This is a genomic window from Fischerella muscicola PCC 7414, assembly GCF_000317205.1.
Lineage (GTDB): Bacteria > Cyanobacteriota > Cyanobacteriia > Cyanobacteriales > Nostocaceae > Fischerella > Fischerella muscicola.
On record NZ_AJLK01000177.1, the window covers coordinates 33,361 to 51,976 of the forward strand.

Consider the following 18,616-nt stretch of genomic DNA (forward strand, 5'->3'; position numbering starts at 1 on the left):
GGTTATTTCCCTACATTTCCCAAGTAAATAATGAATATTAAGACATGGCTCCTTCTAGAATTGAAGTTGACTTTGAACAGTTACAAAAAGAAGTTAGTAATTGTGAACAGGCTGTGGACAAACTTATAAAGGTAAAAAAGATGATGTCTGCAAATGCAACTGAAACCAATAAAATTAATAAAAAACTACACCAGACTCCTATTGCTATTATCGGGATGGCTTCTATCTTCCCAGAATCTAAAAATTTACAGGAATACTGGGAAAAAATTATTCACAAAGTTGATTGTATTACCGATGTTCCTCCATCACGCTGGGACGTTAACGAATACTACGATCCTAACCCTAAAACCCCTGACAAAACTTATTGCAAACGCGGTGGATTCATCCCAGAAATTGAATTTAACCCTATGGAGTTTGGGCTTCCTCCCAATGTTTTGGAAGTCACAGATGTTTCGCAGTTGCTAGGTTTGGTTGTTGCGAAAGCAGCAATGGAAGATGCTGGTTATGGTGAAAAAAGCCAGTTTAACCGAGAACGCACAGGGGTAATTTTGGGTGTGGCACTGGCAAGGCAGTTAGCAATGCCATTAGCTACTAGATTGGAGTACCCTGTCTGGGAGAAAGTCTTAAAAAGTAGTGGCTTATCTGATGAAGATACGCAAAAAATTATCGAAAAAATCAAAAGTGCATATGTGCAATGGGAAGAGAACGCCTTTCCTGGTATGCTAGCAAACATAGTGGCTGGACGAATTGCCAACCGCCTAGATTTGGGAGGAATGAACTGTGTGGTGGATGCTGCCTGTGCCAGTTCATTAGGGGCACTTGCCATGTCAATTAGTGAATTAGTTGAGCATCGAGCCGATATGATGCTCACTGGTGGAGTTGACACTGACAACTCGATTGTCGCCTATATGTGTTTCAGCAAAACACCAGCTGTTTCCCCAGGTCAGAATCCCAAACCTTTTGATGCTCAATCAGACGGGATGATGTTGGCTGAAGGAATAGGGATGTTGGTGTTGAAGCGCCTTGAAGACGCGATTCGCGATAACGATAGAATCTATGCAGTTATTAAAGGTATTGGCACCTCCAGTGATGGTCGCTATAAAAGCATCTATGCACCTCGTCCAGAAGGTCAAGTCAAGGCTTTGCATCGTGCTTATGAAGATGCAGGATTTTCACCTACCAGTGTTGGTTTGATTGAAGCACACGGTACAGGTACTATGGTCGGAGATCCAGCCGAAGTCACAGCTCTCAAAGAAGTTTTCGGGGAAAACAATTGCAAAAAACAACATATTGCCCTCGGAAGTGTCAAATCACAGATTGGACATGCCAAAGCTGCTGCGGGTGCGGCAAGTTTGATTAAAACAGCATTAGCTTTACACCACAAAGTATTGCCAGCAACCATTAACGTTACTAAGCCACACCCTAAACTAGGTCTGGAAAACTCACCCTTGTATTTGAATACAGAAACAAGACCTTGGATTCGCTCTCAAGCAGAAGTACCAAGACGTGCAGGAGTAAGTTCTTTTGGTTTTGGTGGTACGAATTATCACGTTGTCTTAGAAGAATACTCTAGCGAACATGATCGCCCTTATCGTTTACATCATACCCCCCAATCAGTGCTGTTATTTGCATCCACACCTGAGCAGTTAATATCATGCTGTCAAGATGTTCTACATCAGTTGCAATCCCCAGAAAGAGAACGGTATTACGCTGAACTGATTGCAGCTTGTGCATCATTAGAAATTCCTGCTACAAATGCCAGAGTAGGATTTGTAGCCGAGTCTTTGACTGAAGCTTATAAAGCATTGCAAATATGTATTGACCTACTCACCAAGAACCCACAAGCAGAATCGTGGGATCATCCCCAAGGAATTTACTACCGCAAAGCTAGTATGCCAACACCAGGCAAGGTAGTTGCCCTGTTTTCTGGACAAGGTTCTCAATACCTGGAAATGGGTCGAGAACTGGTGATCAACTTTCCTTGCTTGAGACAGACCTATGGTGACATAGATAAACTTTTCTATAAAGATGGCTTGCAGCTTGTTTCAGAAATAGTTTTTCCTCCCCCAGTTTTTGATACAGCGCAAAGACAGGCACAGGTTGAAGCATTGCAACGTACAGAATATGCACAGCCAGCCATTGGAGCTTTCAGCGTTGGTCTTTACAAGATATTACAACAGGGAGGATTCAAGCCAGATTTTGTCTTGGGACACAGCTTTGGAGAATTAACGGCTCTGTGGGCTGCGGGTGTTCTCAGTGAGGAAGATTACTTTTTCCTAGTTAAGGTTAGGGGCCAGGCTATGGCTGCACCAAATAATCCTGAGTTTGATGCCGGAGCTATGCTGGCAGTCAAAGGCGATATCTCTCAAGTGGAAGAAGTGATCAAGAATTTCCCCCAAGTGACTATCGCTAACTTGAATTCCCCTCGTCAAGTGGTGTTGGCAGGAGCGAAAGCTGAAATTGCCCAAGTGCAGGAACAACTAAAAGCGAAAGCTTATTCTACTGTCTTACTACCTGTTTCCGCAGCTTTTCATACACCCCTGGTAGCTTATGCTCAAAAACCTTTTGCTCAAGCAATTGAGAAAGTGAGTTTCCAAGAGCCAACAATCCCTGTTTACACTAATGTCACAGGAGAGCGTTACCCCAATGAACCACAAGCCATTCAAAAAATCCTCAAACAACACCTGATTAATCAGGTACTTTTTAAGCAAGAGATTGAAAACATTTACGCTCAAGGTGGCTATTGTTTCATAGAGTTTGGTCCTAAAGGCATTCTCACCAGCTTAGTCAAAGATATCCTTGGCGATCAACCTCATTTAGCTGTGGCTTTAAATGGCAGCTATCAAAAAGATAGCGATCGCTCCTTGAGAGAAGTTGTTACGCTGTTACGTGTCGCTGGTTTACCTTTACAAAACCCTGACCCCTACCAAATTGAGCAGAAAACACCAGAAGTTTCCAAAAACAAGCTGTTGACTGTCCGGCTAACTGGTAGTAACTACGTGTCAGAAAAAACTCAACAGGCTTTTGCAAAAGCTTTGCAAAATGGGCATCAAGTTAGTCTGCCAGATACAAAAGATAATTCCTCACAGGCAAATACTCCGCTTACTCTCCCTGTCCAACAGACAGACTCTTTACCTGTAAATCCAGACGATACAAACGGTAATCAGTCGGGTGTTGTCCAATATGGGGATGAAGTAATAAACCGCATTAGACGCGAAACGGCTTCCCGGACGGTAGACGCGAATTACGCCAAGAAAGGATTTTCTGATAAACAGATCAAAGAAAATCACCCCGCAAATATGCACAGCCAAGCAGAACAGCAAACAAGTCTAGAGGTTCCTCAAAACTATCAACTAGTTTTAGATAGTTTAGAGTTTACCCTAATCGAATTCAATCGTCATCAACGTGATATTTTGCGTGTTCATGAAAAATCTTTGCAACATCAGACGGAATATACTAAAACCTTTTTCCAACTGATGCAGCAACAGAATTTCTTACTGGAAAATAGTAAGTTCTCTCATCAAGATGCAGAAACGAAACAAATAGTCATCTCCTACTCTGAGCGCAGCATCATGCGCTTTCACCAGCATCATGGTGAAACATTGCGTGTCCATGAGCAATATCTCAACCATCAAACAGAACAAACCAAAAACTTTTTCCAATTACTCCAGCAACATTACGACCAGCTACTTGCTAGCATAAGTACTAAAGAGCCTACAGAATCGCTGCCACAGACAACATCCATTGTCAACTATCAGGATAGTTCTGCTGTTTCATTCCGAACCAATGGTGGAACTAGCGCAGCAGTTGGCGTACCCACTAACGATTTTGTAACTAGCTTTGAGCCTGTTTTAATCAATGGCACTAGTAATGGTGTTCACTATAGTAAAGGTAATGGTGTCAGCAATGGTACTTATAGCAACGGTACTTATAAAAATGGCAATCATGACACAAAGTCAGTTACCGTAACTACCACTGATACTCCCACCGTTCCATCGGCAGATGTACCATCAGTACCATTAACCATTGATGATGCCACCCTCAGCCACACTCTACTCAATGTTGTCAGCGATAAAACAGGCTATCCGGTGGAGATGTTGGAACTCTCGATGGATATCGAAGCGGATTTAGGAATTGATTCCATCAAACGAGTTGAAATTTTGGGAGGGTTGCTGGAATTATATCCAGATTTACCCAAGCCTAATCCGGAAGAACTGGGACAATTACGCACTCTTGGCCAAATTGTGGAATACATGCGGACTCTTGTACCAGTAATTTCTCCAGTTGAATCTGCACCAGTGCAGACAGCACAAGAAGTTGCTGTGGATGAGGCCAAGACAAGCGAACAGAGCGATGTGGTGACGCGGAAAATAGAAAATGCACAGAGTAAAGATATATACTCTACGACCGTTTCAGAAGAACCAACTTCCTCACTTCCCTCCCTTGATTTCACTGACCTGAGTCAAATTCTGCTCAACGTTGTGAGTGAGAAGACAGGCTATCCAGTGGAGATGCTGGAACTGTCGATGGATATGGAGGCGGACTTGGGGATTGATTCCATCAAACGAGTTGAAATTCTGGGGGCGCTGTTAGAGTTATACCCAAATTTGCCCAAGCCAAATCCGGAGGAACTAGGAGAATTGCGTACTCTTGGTCAAATAGTTGACTATATGAAGCAACAAGCTGAGACCCTGGAAAAAAAACATTTCCAGCCGAGTCCAACAGCCAGACTCCTAAGCTAGATCACAATATTCACCGTAGTCCAGTCAAACTCAAAGTTCTTTCTGAACCAGATGTTTTAGATTTTACCTTACCTGAGAAGCATATCGCCTTGATTACTGATGATGGGACTGCCACGACTTCAGAACTAGCTCTTGCTCTTGTGAAGCGCAATTGGAAAGTAGTTGTTTTGAGTTTTCCCCAAACCTTAATTGCCGAACAATTACCTTTACCAGAAGGAATCAATCGGGTTGTGCTGGCGAATTTGAGCGAAGAGCATTTGCAAAATCAACTAGAAGCGATCGCTTCTCAGGATGGTCAAATCGCCGCCTTCATCCACCTTAATCCTGCTAACTATGATAATGCAAGTAATTGTGTCCGTTATCTGGAAACAGAGAAAGCACTCCTGCGTCACGTCTTTCTGATCGCCAAACATCTCAAAGCACCACTGAATCAAGCAGCAAATCAAGGGCGCAGTTGCTTCCTCACTGTTGCTCATCTGGATGGCGAGTTTGGATTAGGGTATAAAACCAACTTTGGTGCTATCAGTAGTGGACTGTTCGGACTAACCAAAACCCTGAATCAGGAATGGGAAGCTGTATTTTGTCGCGCCATTGACTTAAGTCCTGATTTAGATGCTCACACATCGGTAAAATATATCCTCGCCGAACTCCACGACCCCAATCACTTAATTGTTGAAGTTGGATACAGTTCACATGGACGAACAACGCTGGTGCGTGAAGAGGGGACAGGAGGACAAAGAAGAACTTTTAACCAATCCCCAATCCCCAATCCCCAATCCCAAGTCTTTCTCGTCAGTGGTGGCGCAAAAGGAATAACCGCTCAATGCGTCATTAAGCTAGCACAGCATTATCAATGCAAATTTATTCTTCTAGGGCGTTCGTCTGTAGATCCTGAACCCGTGTGGGCTGAAGGCTGCTCAAATGAAGGGGAATTGAAAAAACGGATTATGGATGATTTTATCGCTAAAGGAGAAAAGCCCACACCTGCAATGGTGCAGAAAAAGTATAAGGCGATCGCATCTAGGCGAGAAATTGATACTACCCTGCAAGCGATTGAACAGGCGGGTGGACAGGCAGAATATCTGAGCGTGGATGTTACTGATGCAACACAACTCCAAGAACAACTGAATGCCGCAGTTGAACGTTTGGGTGCAGTAACGGGAATTATTCACGGGGCTGGTAATTTGGCAGATAAGCGCATTGAAAATAAAACAGAACGGGATTTTGAAACTGTTTTCGCTGCCAAAGTCACTGGTTTAGAAAACTTGCTGCGCTGCGTTTCACCTAGTCAACTTAATTATTTAGTTCTGTTTTCCTCTGTAGTGGGTTTTTACGGGAATATTGGTCAGTCAGATTATGCGATCGCTAATGAAATTCTCAACAAGTCAGCTCATCTTGTGAAATGCAACTATCCCAATTGCCATGCAGTTGCTATTAATTGGGGGCCTTGGGATAGTGGTATGGTGACACCGGAATTGAAGAAAGCTTTTGCTGAACGGGGTATAGAGACTATTCCTATAGAAGTTGGCACTCAAATGTTGGTTGATGAATTGGCACAAGTAAATCAACAAACGACACAAGTAGTCATAGGTAGCCCCCTATTGTATATACCTCAGTCTTTCAATTCTGAGTTGAAGAAATATCGTATCCAGCGCCGATTAACTTTAGCAGAAAACCCATTTTTACAAGACCATGTCATTGCTGGTCGTCCAGTTCTACCAGCTACTTGTGCCCTAACATGGATTGCTAATACCTGTGAACAACTCTATCCTGGTTACAAATCATTTAATTGCCCAAATTTCAAGGTTTTGAAAGGAATTATTTTTGATGAAACTCTGGCAAAAGAATACACTTTAGATTTGCAAGAGATTTCTAAAAATAATGCTGAAGAAATACAATTTGATGCTAAGATATCTAGTAAGAATCAACAAGGAAAAATTCGTTATCATTTCAGCAGCCAAATTACACTGAAACGTGAAATTACAGCTGCCCCAAGTTATGATTCGCTGAACTTGAAACAGGAAGAAATAAGTCTCGGTTCTACTACATCGCTTTATCAAAACGGGGCATCAAGCTTATTTCATGGGCCTTCTTTTCAGGGCGTAAAAACTATCTTAAATGTCAGTCCTGAAAAGATAACTCTAGAATGCTCTTTGCCAAAACTCAAGACAAGACAACAAGGGCAATTTCCTGTACAAACATTTAACCCATATATTGCGGATGTTCAGATTCATGCATTATGGATTTGGACACAATATTTCTATCAAGAAGGTTGTTTACCCTCAGAAATAACAATCTTTGAACAGTTCGCACCTATCCCATTCGATCAAACCTTTTACGTTTCTTGTGAAATCAAATCAAAGACAGATTCATCTGTAACTGCTGATGTCATCGCACATGATCGCCAAGGAAAAATTTATACTCGCATGATTGCAGCCAAGGGAACTATTTTGCCTATAAAAAGGTGATAGGTGATAGGTAATAGGGGATAGAAAACAAGCACTAAAGCAAGCACAAGGCACTGCCCCTATTTCTCTCCAAAAATATGCGTTGGTACGAGGATATTGTAGTAATGGGCATAAATGAACAAATGAAAAATCCCAAAATTGCGATTGTTGGTATGGATTGTTTTTTGGGTGGCTGTCACGGATTAGATGCTTTTGAACGTAGTATTTATGATGGAACTCAACACTTTATTACCTTTCCCTCCCAGCGATGGCAAGAAATAAAAAAGCAAGAGCAGTTTTTCAACAACTATGGCTTGGAAAGTGATGTTGCACCTTTAGGAGCATATATCAAAGATTTTGAAATCAATTTTTCAGATTTCCAATTAGCATCTGAGGAAGCAGAAAAACTAAAACCTCAAGAACTGTTGATGCTCAAGGTTGCTGATAACGCTCTCCAAGATGCAAAATTAGATCAAAGAAGTAGGGTAGCAGTTGTTATTGTTGCCGCAACAGAACTGTCTCTACGTCTAATTAATCAAGAAGCAAAAGACGCCATTTCCAATCAGTGGAGTATTTCCAGTCTGTGGAATTTTCCTGGTCCTTTATTCACACTCATAGCCGAACAACATTCTGTGTGCAAGGCTTTTGAGGTTGCAAAAAAGCTACTTACAATCAGAGAAGTAGATGCTGTTGTTGTTGGTGCTGTGGAACTGGCTGAGAATAGCGCTAGTCTTTTAACGAGAAATCAAACGGCAACAGTCAACACAGGCGTTCATACTTTGAGTTATGACCAGAACGTTAATGGTTGGATGCTAGGCGAAGGTGCAGCGGCCGTAGTCTTGAAACTCCACGAAACAGCACAACAAGATGGCGATCGCATTTATGCAGTGATTGATGCCCTCAATATCTTAAAAGATAATTCTTCTTCTCAAACTATCCCTGACTCGAAAGCGGTAACGCAAGTATGTCAACTCGCTTTTGATATGGCAAGTGTCAAACCCGCAGATATCGGCTATTTAGAAGTTTTCGCCAGTGGAGTTCCCCAGCAAGATGAGTCAGAAATTTTAGGTTTGCTTCAGGCTTACCGAACTTCTGACCCTGGTCTCAATTGTGCGATCGGTAGTGTCAAAGCTAACATCGGACATACCTATGCTGTCTCAGGAATAGTCAGCGTCATTAAAACAGCACTCTGTTTATATCACCGTTACATTCCTGGTGTTCCCCATTGGTCTACTCCCAAAATGCCCCAAGCCTGGGAGGGTAGCCCCTTTTATGTTGCTCCTGAATCAAGACCTTGGTTTTTAGCCACAGGAGCTACTAAAAGAATAGCTGCCATTAACAGTATGGAGATAGATGGCAGTTATGCACATTTAATTTTGTCGGAGGAAGCAACTCAGATACAGCGTAGCAGCAGATATTTAGAGCAAATGCCTTTTTATCTGTTTGCGATCGCTGCTGATGATTGCCCTACTTTATTAGAACAGCTGCGTGCCTTAGAACAAACAATTGCCAATTCTTCTTCTCTATCTGCTGCTGCAAGCCTTACCTTTACAGCTTATCAACAGCGTCAACATGCCACTTACGCACTGGCAATTCTCGGACGTAATCAAGAGGAATTGACGCGGGAAATTCAGCGCGCTCTTCAGGGTGTTGCCGATGCTTTCAATACAGGCAAAGACTGGCAAACCCCCGTAGGTAGCTATTTTACGCCCAAACCACTAAGTAACAAAGGCAATGTTGCTTTCGTTTATCCTGGCGCTTACAGTTCTTATGTTGGCATTGCTCGAAATCTCTTCCGCTTGTTTCCCAAAATTTACGAAGATCCAGTCATTCAAAGCGTTTACAGTCGTGTCCTCAACATAGAGAAACTTCTTTATCCTAGAAGCCTGAGTAAATTATCCACAAAGCAATTAGAAGCCCTCGAACAGCAATTGATCGATGATCCAGTCGCAATGCTTGAATCAGAAGTTGGCGTTGCTGGACTCTTGAGTGCAATTCTCAAGAATTATTTCCAACTACAGCCCCATTCTGTCTTTGGCTATAGCCTCGGCGAAACTAGTATGATGCTTTCTCAGGGAATCTGGGCTCACTTTCACGAAGGTAGTGAGGATTTGAACTCATCTGCTCTATTTAAAACACAATTGTCTGGCCCTAAAAACGCAGTTCGTAAATACTGGGGATTGACTCAAGAGCAGAATAGTGAAGGCAAAGAATTTTGGAGTACATATATACTCATGTGTCCCGTTTCCCGTGTCAGGGAGGCTCTCAAACATGAGAAGCGCGTCTATTTAACTTTAATTAATACTCCAGAAGAAGTAGCGATCGCTGGTGATACACAAGCCTGTCAAAGGGTAATTAAAACCCTAAATTGCGATGCTTTTCGTGCCCCTTTCAATCATGTAATTCATTGCGAGGCTATACGTTCTGAATACGACGCACTTGTTAAACTAAATACCTTACCTATCCAAAACATACCAAACACCGTTTTTTATTCGGCAGCAGAATATAAACCTATTACCCTCGATAGTCATTCTGTTGGTAACAACATTGCCAAAGTACTTATTCAACAGCTTGATTTTCCTCGGCTAGTTGAGCGCGTCTGGGAAGACGGTAGCAGAATATTTATCGAAGTAGGCGCTGGAAGTAATTGTTCCAGATGGATTAGTCGAACCCTCAAGCAAAAAGAACACATCACAGTTTCTCTCAATAAGAGAGGAATAGACGAGCATACTTGTATTGTGAAAGCATTAGCCAAACTCCTCAGTCACAGAGTCAACATGGACTTATCATCACTGTATTCTCAAGTCCAAGAAAATACCAGACAAATTCAGCCCAAGCTTAGAACCATAACATTGAACGGTAGCGAGTTTAACTTCACAGCATTAACCAAGAAAGACCAGAAAAATTTCCAAAATCCAACTTCAGACACTCTGATTCAGAATAATAAAAAACAACAATATAAACCACTAGATCTAAGGGAATTTGAACGCTTAAATCCTTACTTTCAGCAAGGTCATATCAAAAGTTTGGAATTTGTAGAAGAATCACCAAAACCCCACTTTACCACAACAGGCGAACAACAAAAAAAATACCATTATCCTCCTACTTCTTCCTTAAAAAAACATAGTTATGTTTCTAAATTACATGTGCTAAATTTACGCAATAATTTATATCAAAAGCTGAGTGAAAACACATCCCAGTTCACCAAATCTCATGCTAATTTTTTACAAGCTCGACAAGAATCACTACTGCAAATTAGTCTAATAATTCAGCGTCAATTAGATTGTTTGCAGCATATTTTCGATAAAAATGACATAGATAACGAGCATTCAGCCAGAGAGCAATAATTTAGCCCTTTCAAGCTAGATAAAAATTCTCGACAATCAACTTCTCTGTAACCTCTTGTCTGTGTGTCCTCTCTCTTGAAAAGCTTTGAAGTTCCCTCCGGGACGCTGCTTTGTAGAGGTGAAGCCGGCTTCAAGGTTAGAGTACGGAGGAAACCTCCGCACCCTTCGGGAAGCCACTTCGTGTCTACAAACTTTTCGCTGCGTTCTCGGCGGTTTATAGTTAATTTAACCGCATGAGGCAAGAGAGAACACACCAGAGAAAAAAGAAATTTTACGTTACGAGTCACCTTGAAAGAGCTGGAATCAACAACTAGCTGATTGCTTTAACTCCAAACTCCTTAGACATTAAAAGGCTAAAAACGTGACTAGCGTAGACACTTTACCAGATAAAACTTCTCAAAACCTCAAATTTTCCAACTTTTTGCCCAATCATAATCAAATTTGGCAAGGTTCATTAGACTCTGTATCTTTTGATGAAGAGGGCATAAAAGCTAAACTGCTGAATTTAGATAAACCTTGTTACATTCTCAGGGTTGAAGGTCAAATTGGCGTCACCAACCAAGGATACTTATACAATTCCAATCATGGACAAACAGGAAAAGTGGAAACGCTCATAGCTGTTCCACCCCTCAGTACTCAACAATTAGGCGATCCAACTTTCTTGGAATTTCATGGAGTGAAATATGCCTACGCCACTGGGGCGATGGCTCATGGTATTGCTTCTGAAGAATTAGTAATTGCTCTTGGCAGAGAGAGAATTTTAAGTTCATTTGGTGCTGGAGGCTTAACTCCTTCCCGTGTTGAAGCAGCCATTAACCGCATTCAACAAGCCTTGCCAGAGGGTCCTTACGTTTTTAATTTGCTCCACAGTCCTAGCGAACCTGCTATTGAACGCAGTGCTATTGATTTGTATCTCAAATATCAGGTGAGAACAATAGAAGCTTCCGCCTTTCTAGATTTGAGTGACAACATCGTCTACTATCGAGCTGCTGGGCTGGGTTTAAGTGCAGCCAATGAAATCGAAATCAAAAATAAAGTCATTGCTAAAATTTCTCGCAGAGAAGTTGCAAACAAATTTCTTCAGCCTGCCCCTACAAACATTCTCAAACGATTAGTTGAACAAGGCCTCATCAGTGAATTACAAGCAAAACTAGCCGAACAAGTGCCAATGGCGGATGATATCACTGTAGAAGCAGATTCTGGTGGTCATACAGATAATCGTCCTCTAGTTTGCCTCTTACCTTCAATTTTGGAATTGAGAGATGAAATTCAAACAAAATACTGTTACGAACAACCTGTGCGAGTCGGAGTAGCAGGAGGAATAGCGACTCCGCAATCAGCATTAGCTGCTTTTATGATGGGTGCTGCCTATATTGTCACCGGCTCTATCAACCAGTCTTGCGTTGAAGCTGGAACTTCTCAATATACAAAACAATTACTAGCTCAAGCCGAGATGACTGACATGATGATGGCCCCAGCAGCAGACATGTTTGAAATGGGAGTAAAACTTCAAGTTCTTAAAAGAGGAACTTTCTTTCCCCTGCGAGCGCAGAAACTGTTTGATTTATACAAAAACTATAACTCAATTGAAGACATCCCACCTGTAGAAAGAGAGAAACTAGAAAAACAGGTTTTTAGAAAGAATCTGGAAGTAATTTGGAAGGAAACCACTGCCTATTTATCCCAAAGAAATCCCGATAAATTAATTAAGGCTGCCAACAATCCCAAAATGAAGATGGCTCTAATTTTTCGCTGGTATCTTGGCTTGTCGTCTCGCTGGTCTAACTCTGGGGAAAAAGGTCGAGAAACAGATTATCAAATCTGGTGTGGCCCTGCAATGGGTAGTTTTAATGACTGGGTAAGGGGTTCTTACCTTGCTCAACCAAATAATCGGAAAGTGGTTGATGTTGCTAACCATATTATGAGAGGTGCTGCATATTTATTCCGCATCCAAAGTTTGAAAATCCAAGGATTGCAAATGCCAGCTAGCTACATGCAGTATCGACCACAATAAGACTTATATCATGTTCGCTTGAATACTTATACTGTCGCGTAGGCTGGTAATAGGTAATGGGTAATTAAGATACTGATGATATTCCCATGCCCGATGCCCAACAACGAAGCATAATATCGTAAGCAATTAGCCACACTTGGTATTAAGTATTCTCCTAGCATCAGCATCTAATTTTCACAACTTTCCTAACTACTTTTCCTACCTACAGTCATGAAACGTGTATTGGTAGTTTACTACTCACAATCGGGAGATGTGACTCGTGCCGCTGAATCTTTTACTAAATTTCTCCAAAAACCAGAAATTGAGCTTACCTGGGAGTGTATTAAACCAAAAGATAATTATCCTTCTCCTTGGAGCTTATATAAATTTTTTGATGTTTTTCCAGAATGTGTAAATGGGGAGCCGCCGGAAATCTATCCACCACAATTTGATAATGATGACAAATTTGATCTAATTATTCTTGCTTATCAGGTTTGGTTTTTGGCTCCATCTTTACCAATTCAGGGTTTTTTAAAATCCAAGTATGCCAAAGTTTTACAGAATACGAAAGTTATCACTTTAGTAGTCTGTCGAAATATGTGGCACTCTGCCTCAGAAATGATGAAGAAAATGATTGCAGAAGTCGGAGGAATTCATATTGATAATGTGGTATTGACTCACCAAGGGCCACCTTTGGCTACTTTTATTACCACTCCCCGGTTACTATTGACTGGGAAAAAAAACAGATTTTTGGGAGTATTACCTGCTGCTGGTGTCAGAGATGAGGATATTTATGCGTTATCAAGATTTGGGAAGCGGATAGCTAATAATCTTGCAGCATTAAGTGATTCTTCGCATCAACCAATGCTTAAAGGACTTGGAGCCGTTGAAGTTAATCAACGCTATGTCATTCCAGAAGTTATTGGGCACTTGGTATATCGTCCGTGGGCTAAGATAGTTCGTTTTTTTGGTAAACAAGGTAGCTGGAGCAGAATACCAATAATCTGTATCTTTGCGGTGCAGCTCATATTTGCTATTCCAATTGTCCTTATAGTTTCCACTGTTGTTCAATTTCTCTTTTCTCCACTGATTCATAAAAAAATAGCGTCTTATGTTGAGCTTCTAAAATCTCCATCTGGTCTGGATTAGAAGTCAACAATAACTAATTGTTTTCAGGAAAAGACGTTTATAAATTTGACGTTTTACTAAATTCTTCGGAGAAGATTATGGCTTCAGCATATGTTACAGGTCTAGGAGTTTTTCTACCTAATGAACCAATTGATAATGAGGAGATTGAAAATGTTCTTGGGTTAATCAATGGAAAACCCTCTCGCTCAAAAAATCGAATTCTCAATAACAACGGTATCAAAACTCGATATTATGCAATAGATCCGAAGACAGGTAAGCAAACTCATAACAATGCACAATTAACTGCTGAGGCAGTGCGTACTCTTTGCAGAAAATATAATTTTCCTTTAGATAAAATAGAGTGTTTAGTTTGTGGAACCTCAGGCTCGGATCAGCTGATTCCCAACCATGCTTTGATGGTACATGGGGAGCTTGGATGTCCTCCTTGTGAAGTGGTAGCTACAAGTGGTGTCTGCTGTTCAGGAGTAACAGCACTCAAGTATGGATTTATGAGTGTGTCTTCCGGTTTGACCAAAAATGCTGTAACTACAGGGTCAGAAGTAGTATCGAATGCCCTAACTGCGGTGTATTTTCAACCAGAAATAGAAGCAAAAATTCAAGATTTGGAAGCTAAACCAATCATAGCTTTTGAGAAAGACTTTTTAAGATGGATGCTTTCTGATGCCTCTGCTGCTGTTTTGATTAAAGATACGCCTGATCAAGATAGCATTTCACTCAGAATAGACTGGGTTGATTTAATTTCCTTTGCTAATCAGCTAGAAGCTTGCATGTATATGGGAGCTGTCAAAAGAGCAGATGGTTCTTTACAAGGCTGGCGGGATGTCGAAAATCCCAAAGAAGTAGAAAAAGAAGGTTATTTTACCTTAAAGCAGGATGCTAAACTTCTTGGAGAAAATATTATTTCCTATGGTCAAAAAGGCTTAATTCAGATTCGAGATAAATACAACTTGAAGGCAAATGATATTACTTGGTTTTTACCTCATTACTCATCAGAGTTTTTTAGGCAGCAACTCCATGACAAGATGGCTGAAATTGGAGTCCATATTACCTACGACAAATGGTTTACTAATTTAACTTCTAAGGGTAATACAGGCTCTGCTTCTATCTTTGTGATGTTAGAGGAATTAGTATCATCAGGGAAAATTCAACGAGGTGATAAAATATTTTGCTTGGTTCCCGAAAGTGCTAGATTTTCATACGCTTATATGCATTTAACGGCTGTTTAATTTAAGCTTACAGCTATTTTAGTAAGTTATCTATCATGTTTATTATGAGCTTGAAAAATGGCGTTGTTTGTGGCAAATAACTCACTGAAAGATTTAAATACTGCTCAGGTTTGAACTGATGGACAATATACCAACTACATTAAAACGTGATATCAACGCCATCTTTTTGAGAGTTTTAAATGTAGGCACACCTGGTAGTGATTTACTTTTCAAGAGCGAGGGTAGTGAATTCATATGGGGCCGCTCTGGAAATGATGCCTTTGTTGGTTTAAATCCAAGTAGTGGTCTTGATCAAAAGCAAATTGATATTATTCTGGGTGACGCGGATTTCATGGCTCCACTAAACGGCAGTCAGTTTAACTGGAGCGACAGATTTGTTCTTGGTGATTGGAGACAGCCATATTATGTTGACGACAAGGGACACAACTTTGGTTTAAAGCAATTTTCCACAATTTTAGACTTTAACCCCTGGCAGGATATCATTCAGCTACACGGCACTCCTAAAGACTACCAGTTGCTCAAATCTCCTATGGGAACAGCGATATTTTGGAAGCAGGGAACTGTACCTGACCTCATTGCCGTTTTACCTGGGATTCATCATTTGAGTCTTAAGGGAGACTACTTTCAATATGAGGGCTACACCCCACCACTTGGACCAGTACAAGGAAAAATTCAGCAATTGGGATCTATCGGTATTGACTTACCTACAAGCTCAGCTACAGATTCCTTTGGTAATTTATACGTAGCGGGGGCGACTAGTGACTCTTTGGGAGGAGCCAAAGCTGGGTCTGATGATGCCTGGGTGGGTAAGTATGACAGTAATGGTAATCAGCAGTGGATTCAACAGTTTGGAACTTCTAGTGCTGACTTTGCTACTAGCATTGCCACCGACAACAAAGGTAACTTCTACCTGGCAGGAATGACAAAAGGCGATTTGGGAGGACTCAATCAAGGACAAGGAAATTATGATGTTTGGGTGGGCAAGTATGATAGCAATGGCAATCAGCAGTGGATTCAACAGTTTGGAACTGAACTGATTGATGCCTCCTTTGGTATGAAAGTTGATGACGATGGCGGTGTTTATCTTACAGGATTCACTATTGAGCAACAGCAGGAAGGACTTTTTTTCGAGCCTAATGTTTTTGCAGATGATGTCTGGGTAACTAAGTATGACAGCAATGGCAATCAGCAGTGGTTTCAAAAGTTTGGGAGTTCCGCTTTTGATGAAGCTTACGCTGTTACCGTCAGTAATGACGGTAGTGTTTATTCCACAGGCTGGACTATGGGCAACTTGGGAGGAAAGAATGCTGGGCTATATGATGTCTGGTTTGCCAAGAACAATCATAATGGTCAGTTGGAATGGATTCAACAATTTGGCACTAAAGATTATGAATTCCCAAAGGCGATAGATACAGATACTCAAGGCAATGTCTACATGACAGGATGGACTTTGGGTAACTTGGGGGGAAAAAATGCTGGGTCTGATGATGTTTGGATTAGCAAGTATGACAGCAATGGTAATCGACTATGGATAAAACAGTTTGGTACTGGCGGTGATGATGCATCCTCGGGCATGAAGGTCGATTCAAATGGCAATATTTTTCTAGTGGGATATACCAACAACAACTTGGGGGGAAAAAATGCTGGGTCTAATGATGCCTGGATTGCCAAGTATGATAGTGAAGGCAACCAGTTGTGGATTCAACAGTTTGGAACTTCTAAGTCTGATGCTGCCACCAGTGTTACATTAGACCAGTTTGGCAACGTCTACGTTACAGGAACTAGTGAGGGTTCTTTTGGGGGCATCAATGCTGGGTCTATAGATAGCTGGATCGCTAAGCTCGATTCCGAGTCAGGAACTTTGCAAGACTTTAGTGGTACTCCAAAGCTGGTTAGTGAGAATGACACCCTAGTTAATGTTCTTCCAGCTTAGATGTTTTTTGAGAACTTCATAGTACATGAAATCTTTGATTTCACAGAACTCATAAACAGAGACATATGATGGATAACACTGAAGAATTAAATACACAACAACAACCTCAGATTACATGTGAAATACAGGTCAAGAAGCATTTAAAAGTGACCGAAATCAACTATCGGCGTAACAAGGAGTCCAACTATACCGAGAAAATAAAAGAATTGGAGCAAAATTTTGATTACAGCAGCTACAAAGATCATTATTGGAGTGATCCTGAGCTTTCAATCCTCTATGGAACCCCACTCTACGAAGTAGCTTCACCCTCGCAAAAGATTGCTCTCAATCATCTTTTTTGGGTTGGAGGTTACAATCTTACTGCTGCTAGTGAAACTAATACAGTTCTGTACAATCAGATTACAGGCAGCGTTTTCTACAGCATAGGTGGCTACGAAACCCTCTGCCACGAACTGGATGTTGAAACTTCTCAAGAACGCTACCACATTCATGCCTTTCGCACGGTTGCTAACATGACGGAACTCGACCTGCTAGGGGATGCCATAATTGGCAATCCTTTCACAGGGCATGAATCTAAGGCGATGCAGGGAGGTATGATTGGGCGTCTATCACCAGGACCTGTGCGACATTTATTCAGCTTTAACTGGGGAAGTACACCTTTCTTGGCATCACAGTACTATGCCTTACGCTTTATCGCCAATATGATTCTCAAGCTAACAGAACACAGCCGTTCTCAGTATTTCAAGGAGTTAGAGAAGAAAAACGAGTTTATCCCGGCTCCTACTGCTATCTCCTATTACCATTTCTTGGATGAATCTTTCCACACTACAACTTCTCAGCTGATTGCTCAAGACCTGTACAAGGATTTTCCTAAGCCAACAAAATACGAAAAATTCATGGCTAATTTGTCAATCTACATGATGCAATTTACCGTTTTGAATGGGCTGTCTGCTGGTGCAGTTGCAAGCTTTTATCCAGATAATCTTTTTGTCATACCCTTAGTCTATAAGATACTACGTTCGCCTCTATTTGCCATGTCTACCCAAGAGGCACTCTTTTGGATAGAGAAATGCTTCTGCCACGAACACGAAGGTTTACATTTGAATTTGAAGTATCACCAACGTCTCATTTCAGAACTGTGCAAGTTTTTCGACAAACTAGACTACACATGGCCTGTTAATCGTGAAATGCGTGTTATGGCTACAGGAGGCTCGATTAGCAAGGCTATCCAAAATAACACTCAATTCTTTCATAAGTTCTCTAAGTCTGTCGCTTGTGAGAATGGTAATCCGATTTGATTGATGAATTTACAAGGTTGAGGTAAGCAATAGGAAAGAAGGCTCTTCGAGGTGTATCTGGTGGTTTATCGCATTAATTATGAGGGGTAAAAACGAACTGCAAAGGACACAAAGAACGCAAAGAAAGAGGCAAGTTGTTTTACCCAGCTGGCGTTTTTGTGACAGAGTACTAGTAGTCTACCAAGGAAATTTTGCTATGTTAAATGCTCGGATATAAACGCTGCATTTTTTGACGTGCATCCTGGGTTTTAAAACCCCAATAAACGCTAGATTTTTGTTGATTATGTTGTGCTTCCCAAGCGGCAATTTCAGAAGATAATGTCTCGACATCAGGAATACGCCGTTCTAGACATTGGCGGGATAAAACAGATAATTCAATTTCTACTTGATTCAACCAAGAAGCGTGTTTAGGAGTATAGTGAAATTCTAATTTTTTAATAATTCGACGTGCTTCTTGTGGAGAGAAAATTTCATATAATAT

General features: G+C 41.2%; 7 protein-coding genes and 1 pseudogene. 7 read left to right on the forward strand and 1 reads right to left on the reverse strand.

Annotation, left to right across the window (positions count from 1 at the left end; all coding sequences use genetic code 11):
• The first annotated feature begins 44 nt into the window (after positions 1-44).
• The 7 genes and pseudogenes from UYI_RS33640 to UYI_RS0128165 all read left to right on the forward strand — a co-directional run bounded on the left by UYI_RS33640 (position 45) and on the right by UYI_RS0128165 (position 18,135).
• Positions 45-7,210 (forward strand): annotated as a pseudogene (locus tag UYI_RS33640) (SDR family NAD(P)-dependent oxidoreductase).
• Between the two features lie 104 nt (positions 7,211-7,314).
• Positions 7,315-10,536: a PfaB family protein gene (locus UYI_RS0128140; protein ID WP_026086224.1), complete on the forward strand. Its 3,222-nt coding sequence runs from the start codon at positions 7,315-7,317 to the stop codon at positions 10,534-10,536.
• A gap of 361 nt (positions 10,537-10,897) precedes the next feature.
• Positions 10,898-12,550, forward strand: coding sequence for a PfaD family polyunsaturated fatty acid/polyketide biosynthesis protein (locus UYI_RS0128145; protein WP_016870029.1), 1,653 nt, complete (start codon positions 10,898-10,900; stop codon positions 12,548-12,550).
• 210 nt (positions 12,551-12,760) lie between these two features.
• The gene (locus tag UYI_RS0128150) at positions 12,761-13,678 is read left to right on the forward strand and encodes a hypothetical protein (protein ID WP_016870030.1); all 918 of its coding nucleotides are present in this window, start codon (positions 12,761-12,763) and stop codon (positions 13,676-13,678) included.
• Positions 13,679-13,755: 77 nt separating this feature from the next.
• Complete coding sequence (locus UYI_RS0128155) at positions 13,756-14,904, forward strand: beta-ketoacyl-ACP synthase III (RefSeq protein WP_016870031.1); 1,149 nt, start codon at positions 13,756-13,758, stop codon at positions 14,902-14,904.
• 118 nt (positions 14,905-15,022) lie between these two features.
• Entirely contained in the window at positions 15,023-16,837 is a 1,815-nt protein-coding gene (locus UYI_RS0128160; RefSeq protein WP_016870032.1) for an SBBP repeat-containing protein, read from the forward strand.
• Between the two features lie 65 nt (positions 16,838-16,902).
• The gene (locus tag UYI_RS0128165; protein WP_016870033.1) at positions 16,903-18,135 is read left to right on the forward strand and encodes a hypothetical protein; all 1,233 of its coding nucleotides are present in this window, start codon (positions 16,903-16,905) and stop codon (positions 18,133-18,135) included.
• Between the two features lie 199 nt (positions 18,136-18,334).
• On the opposite strand, the gene UYI_RS0128170 is transcribed toward UYI_RS0128165, so the two are convergent.
• Positions 18,335-18,616, reverse strand: a 282-nt coding sequence (locus tag UYI_RS0128170; protein WP_016870034.1) for a transposase, incomplete at its 5' end; no start/stop codon positions are given.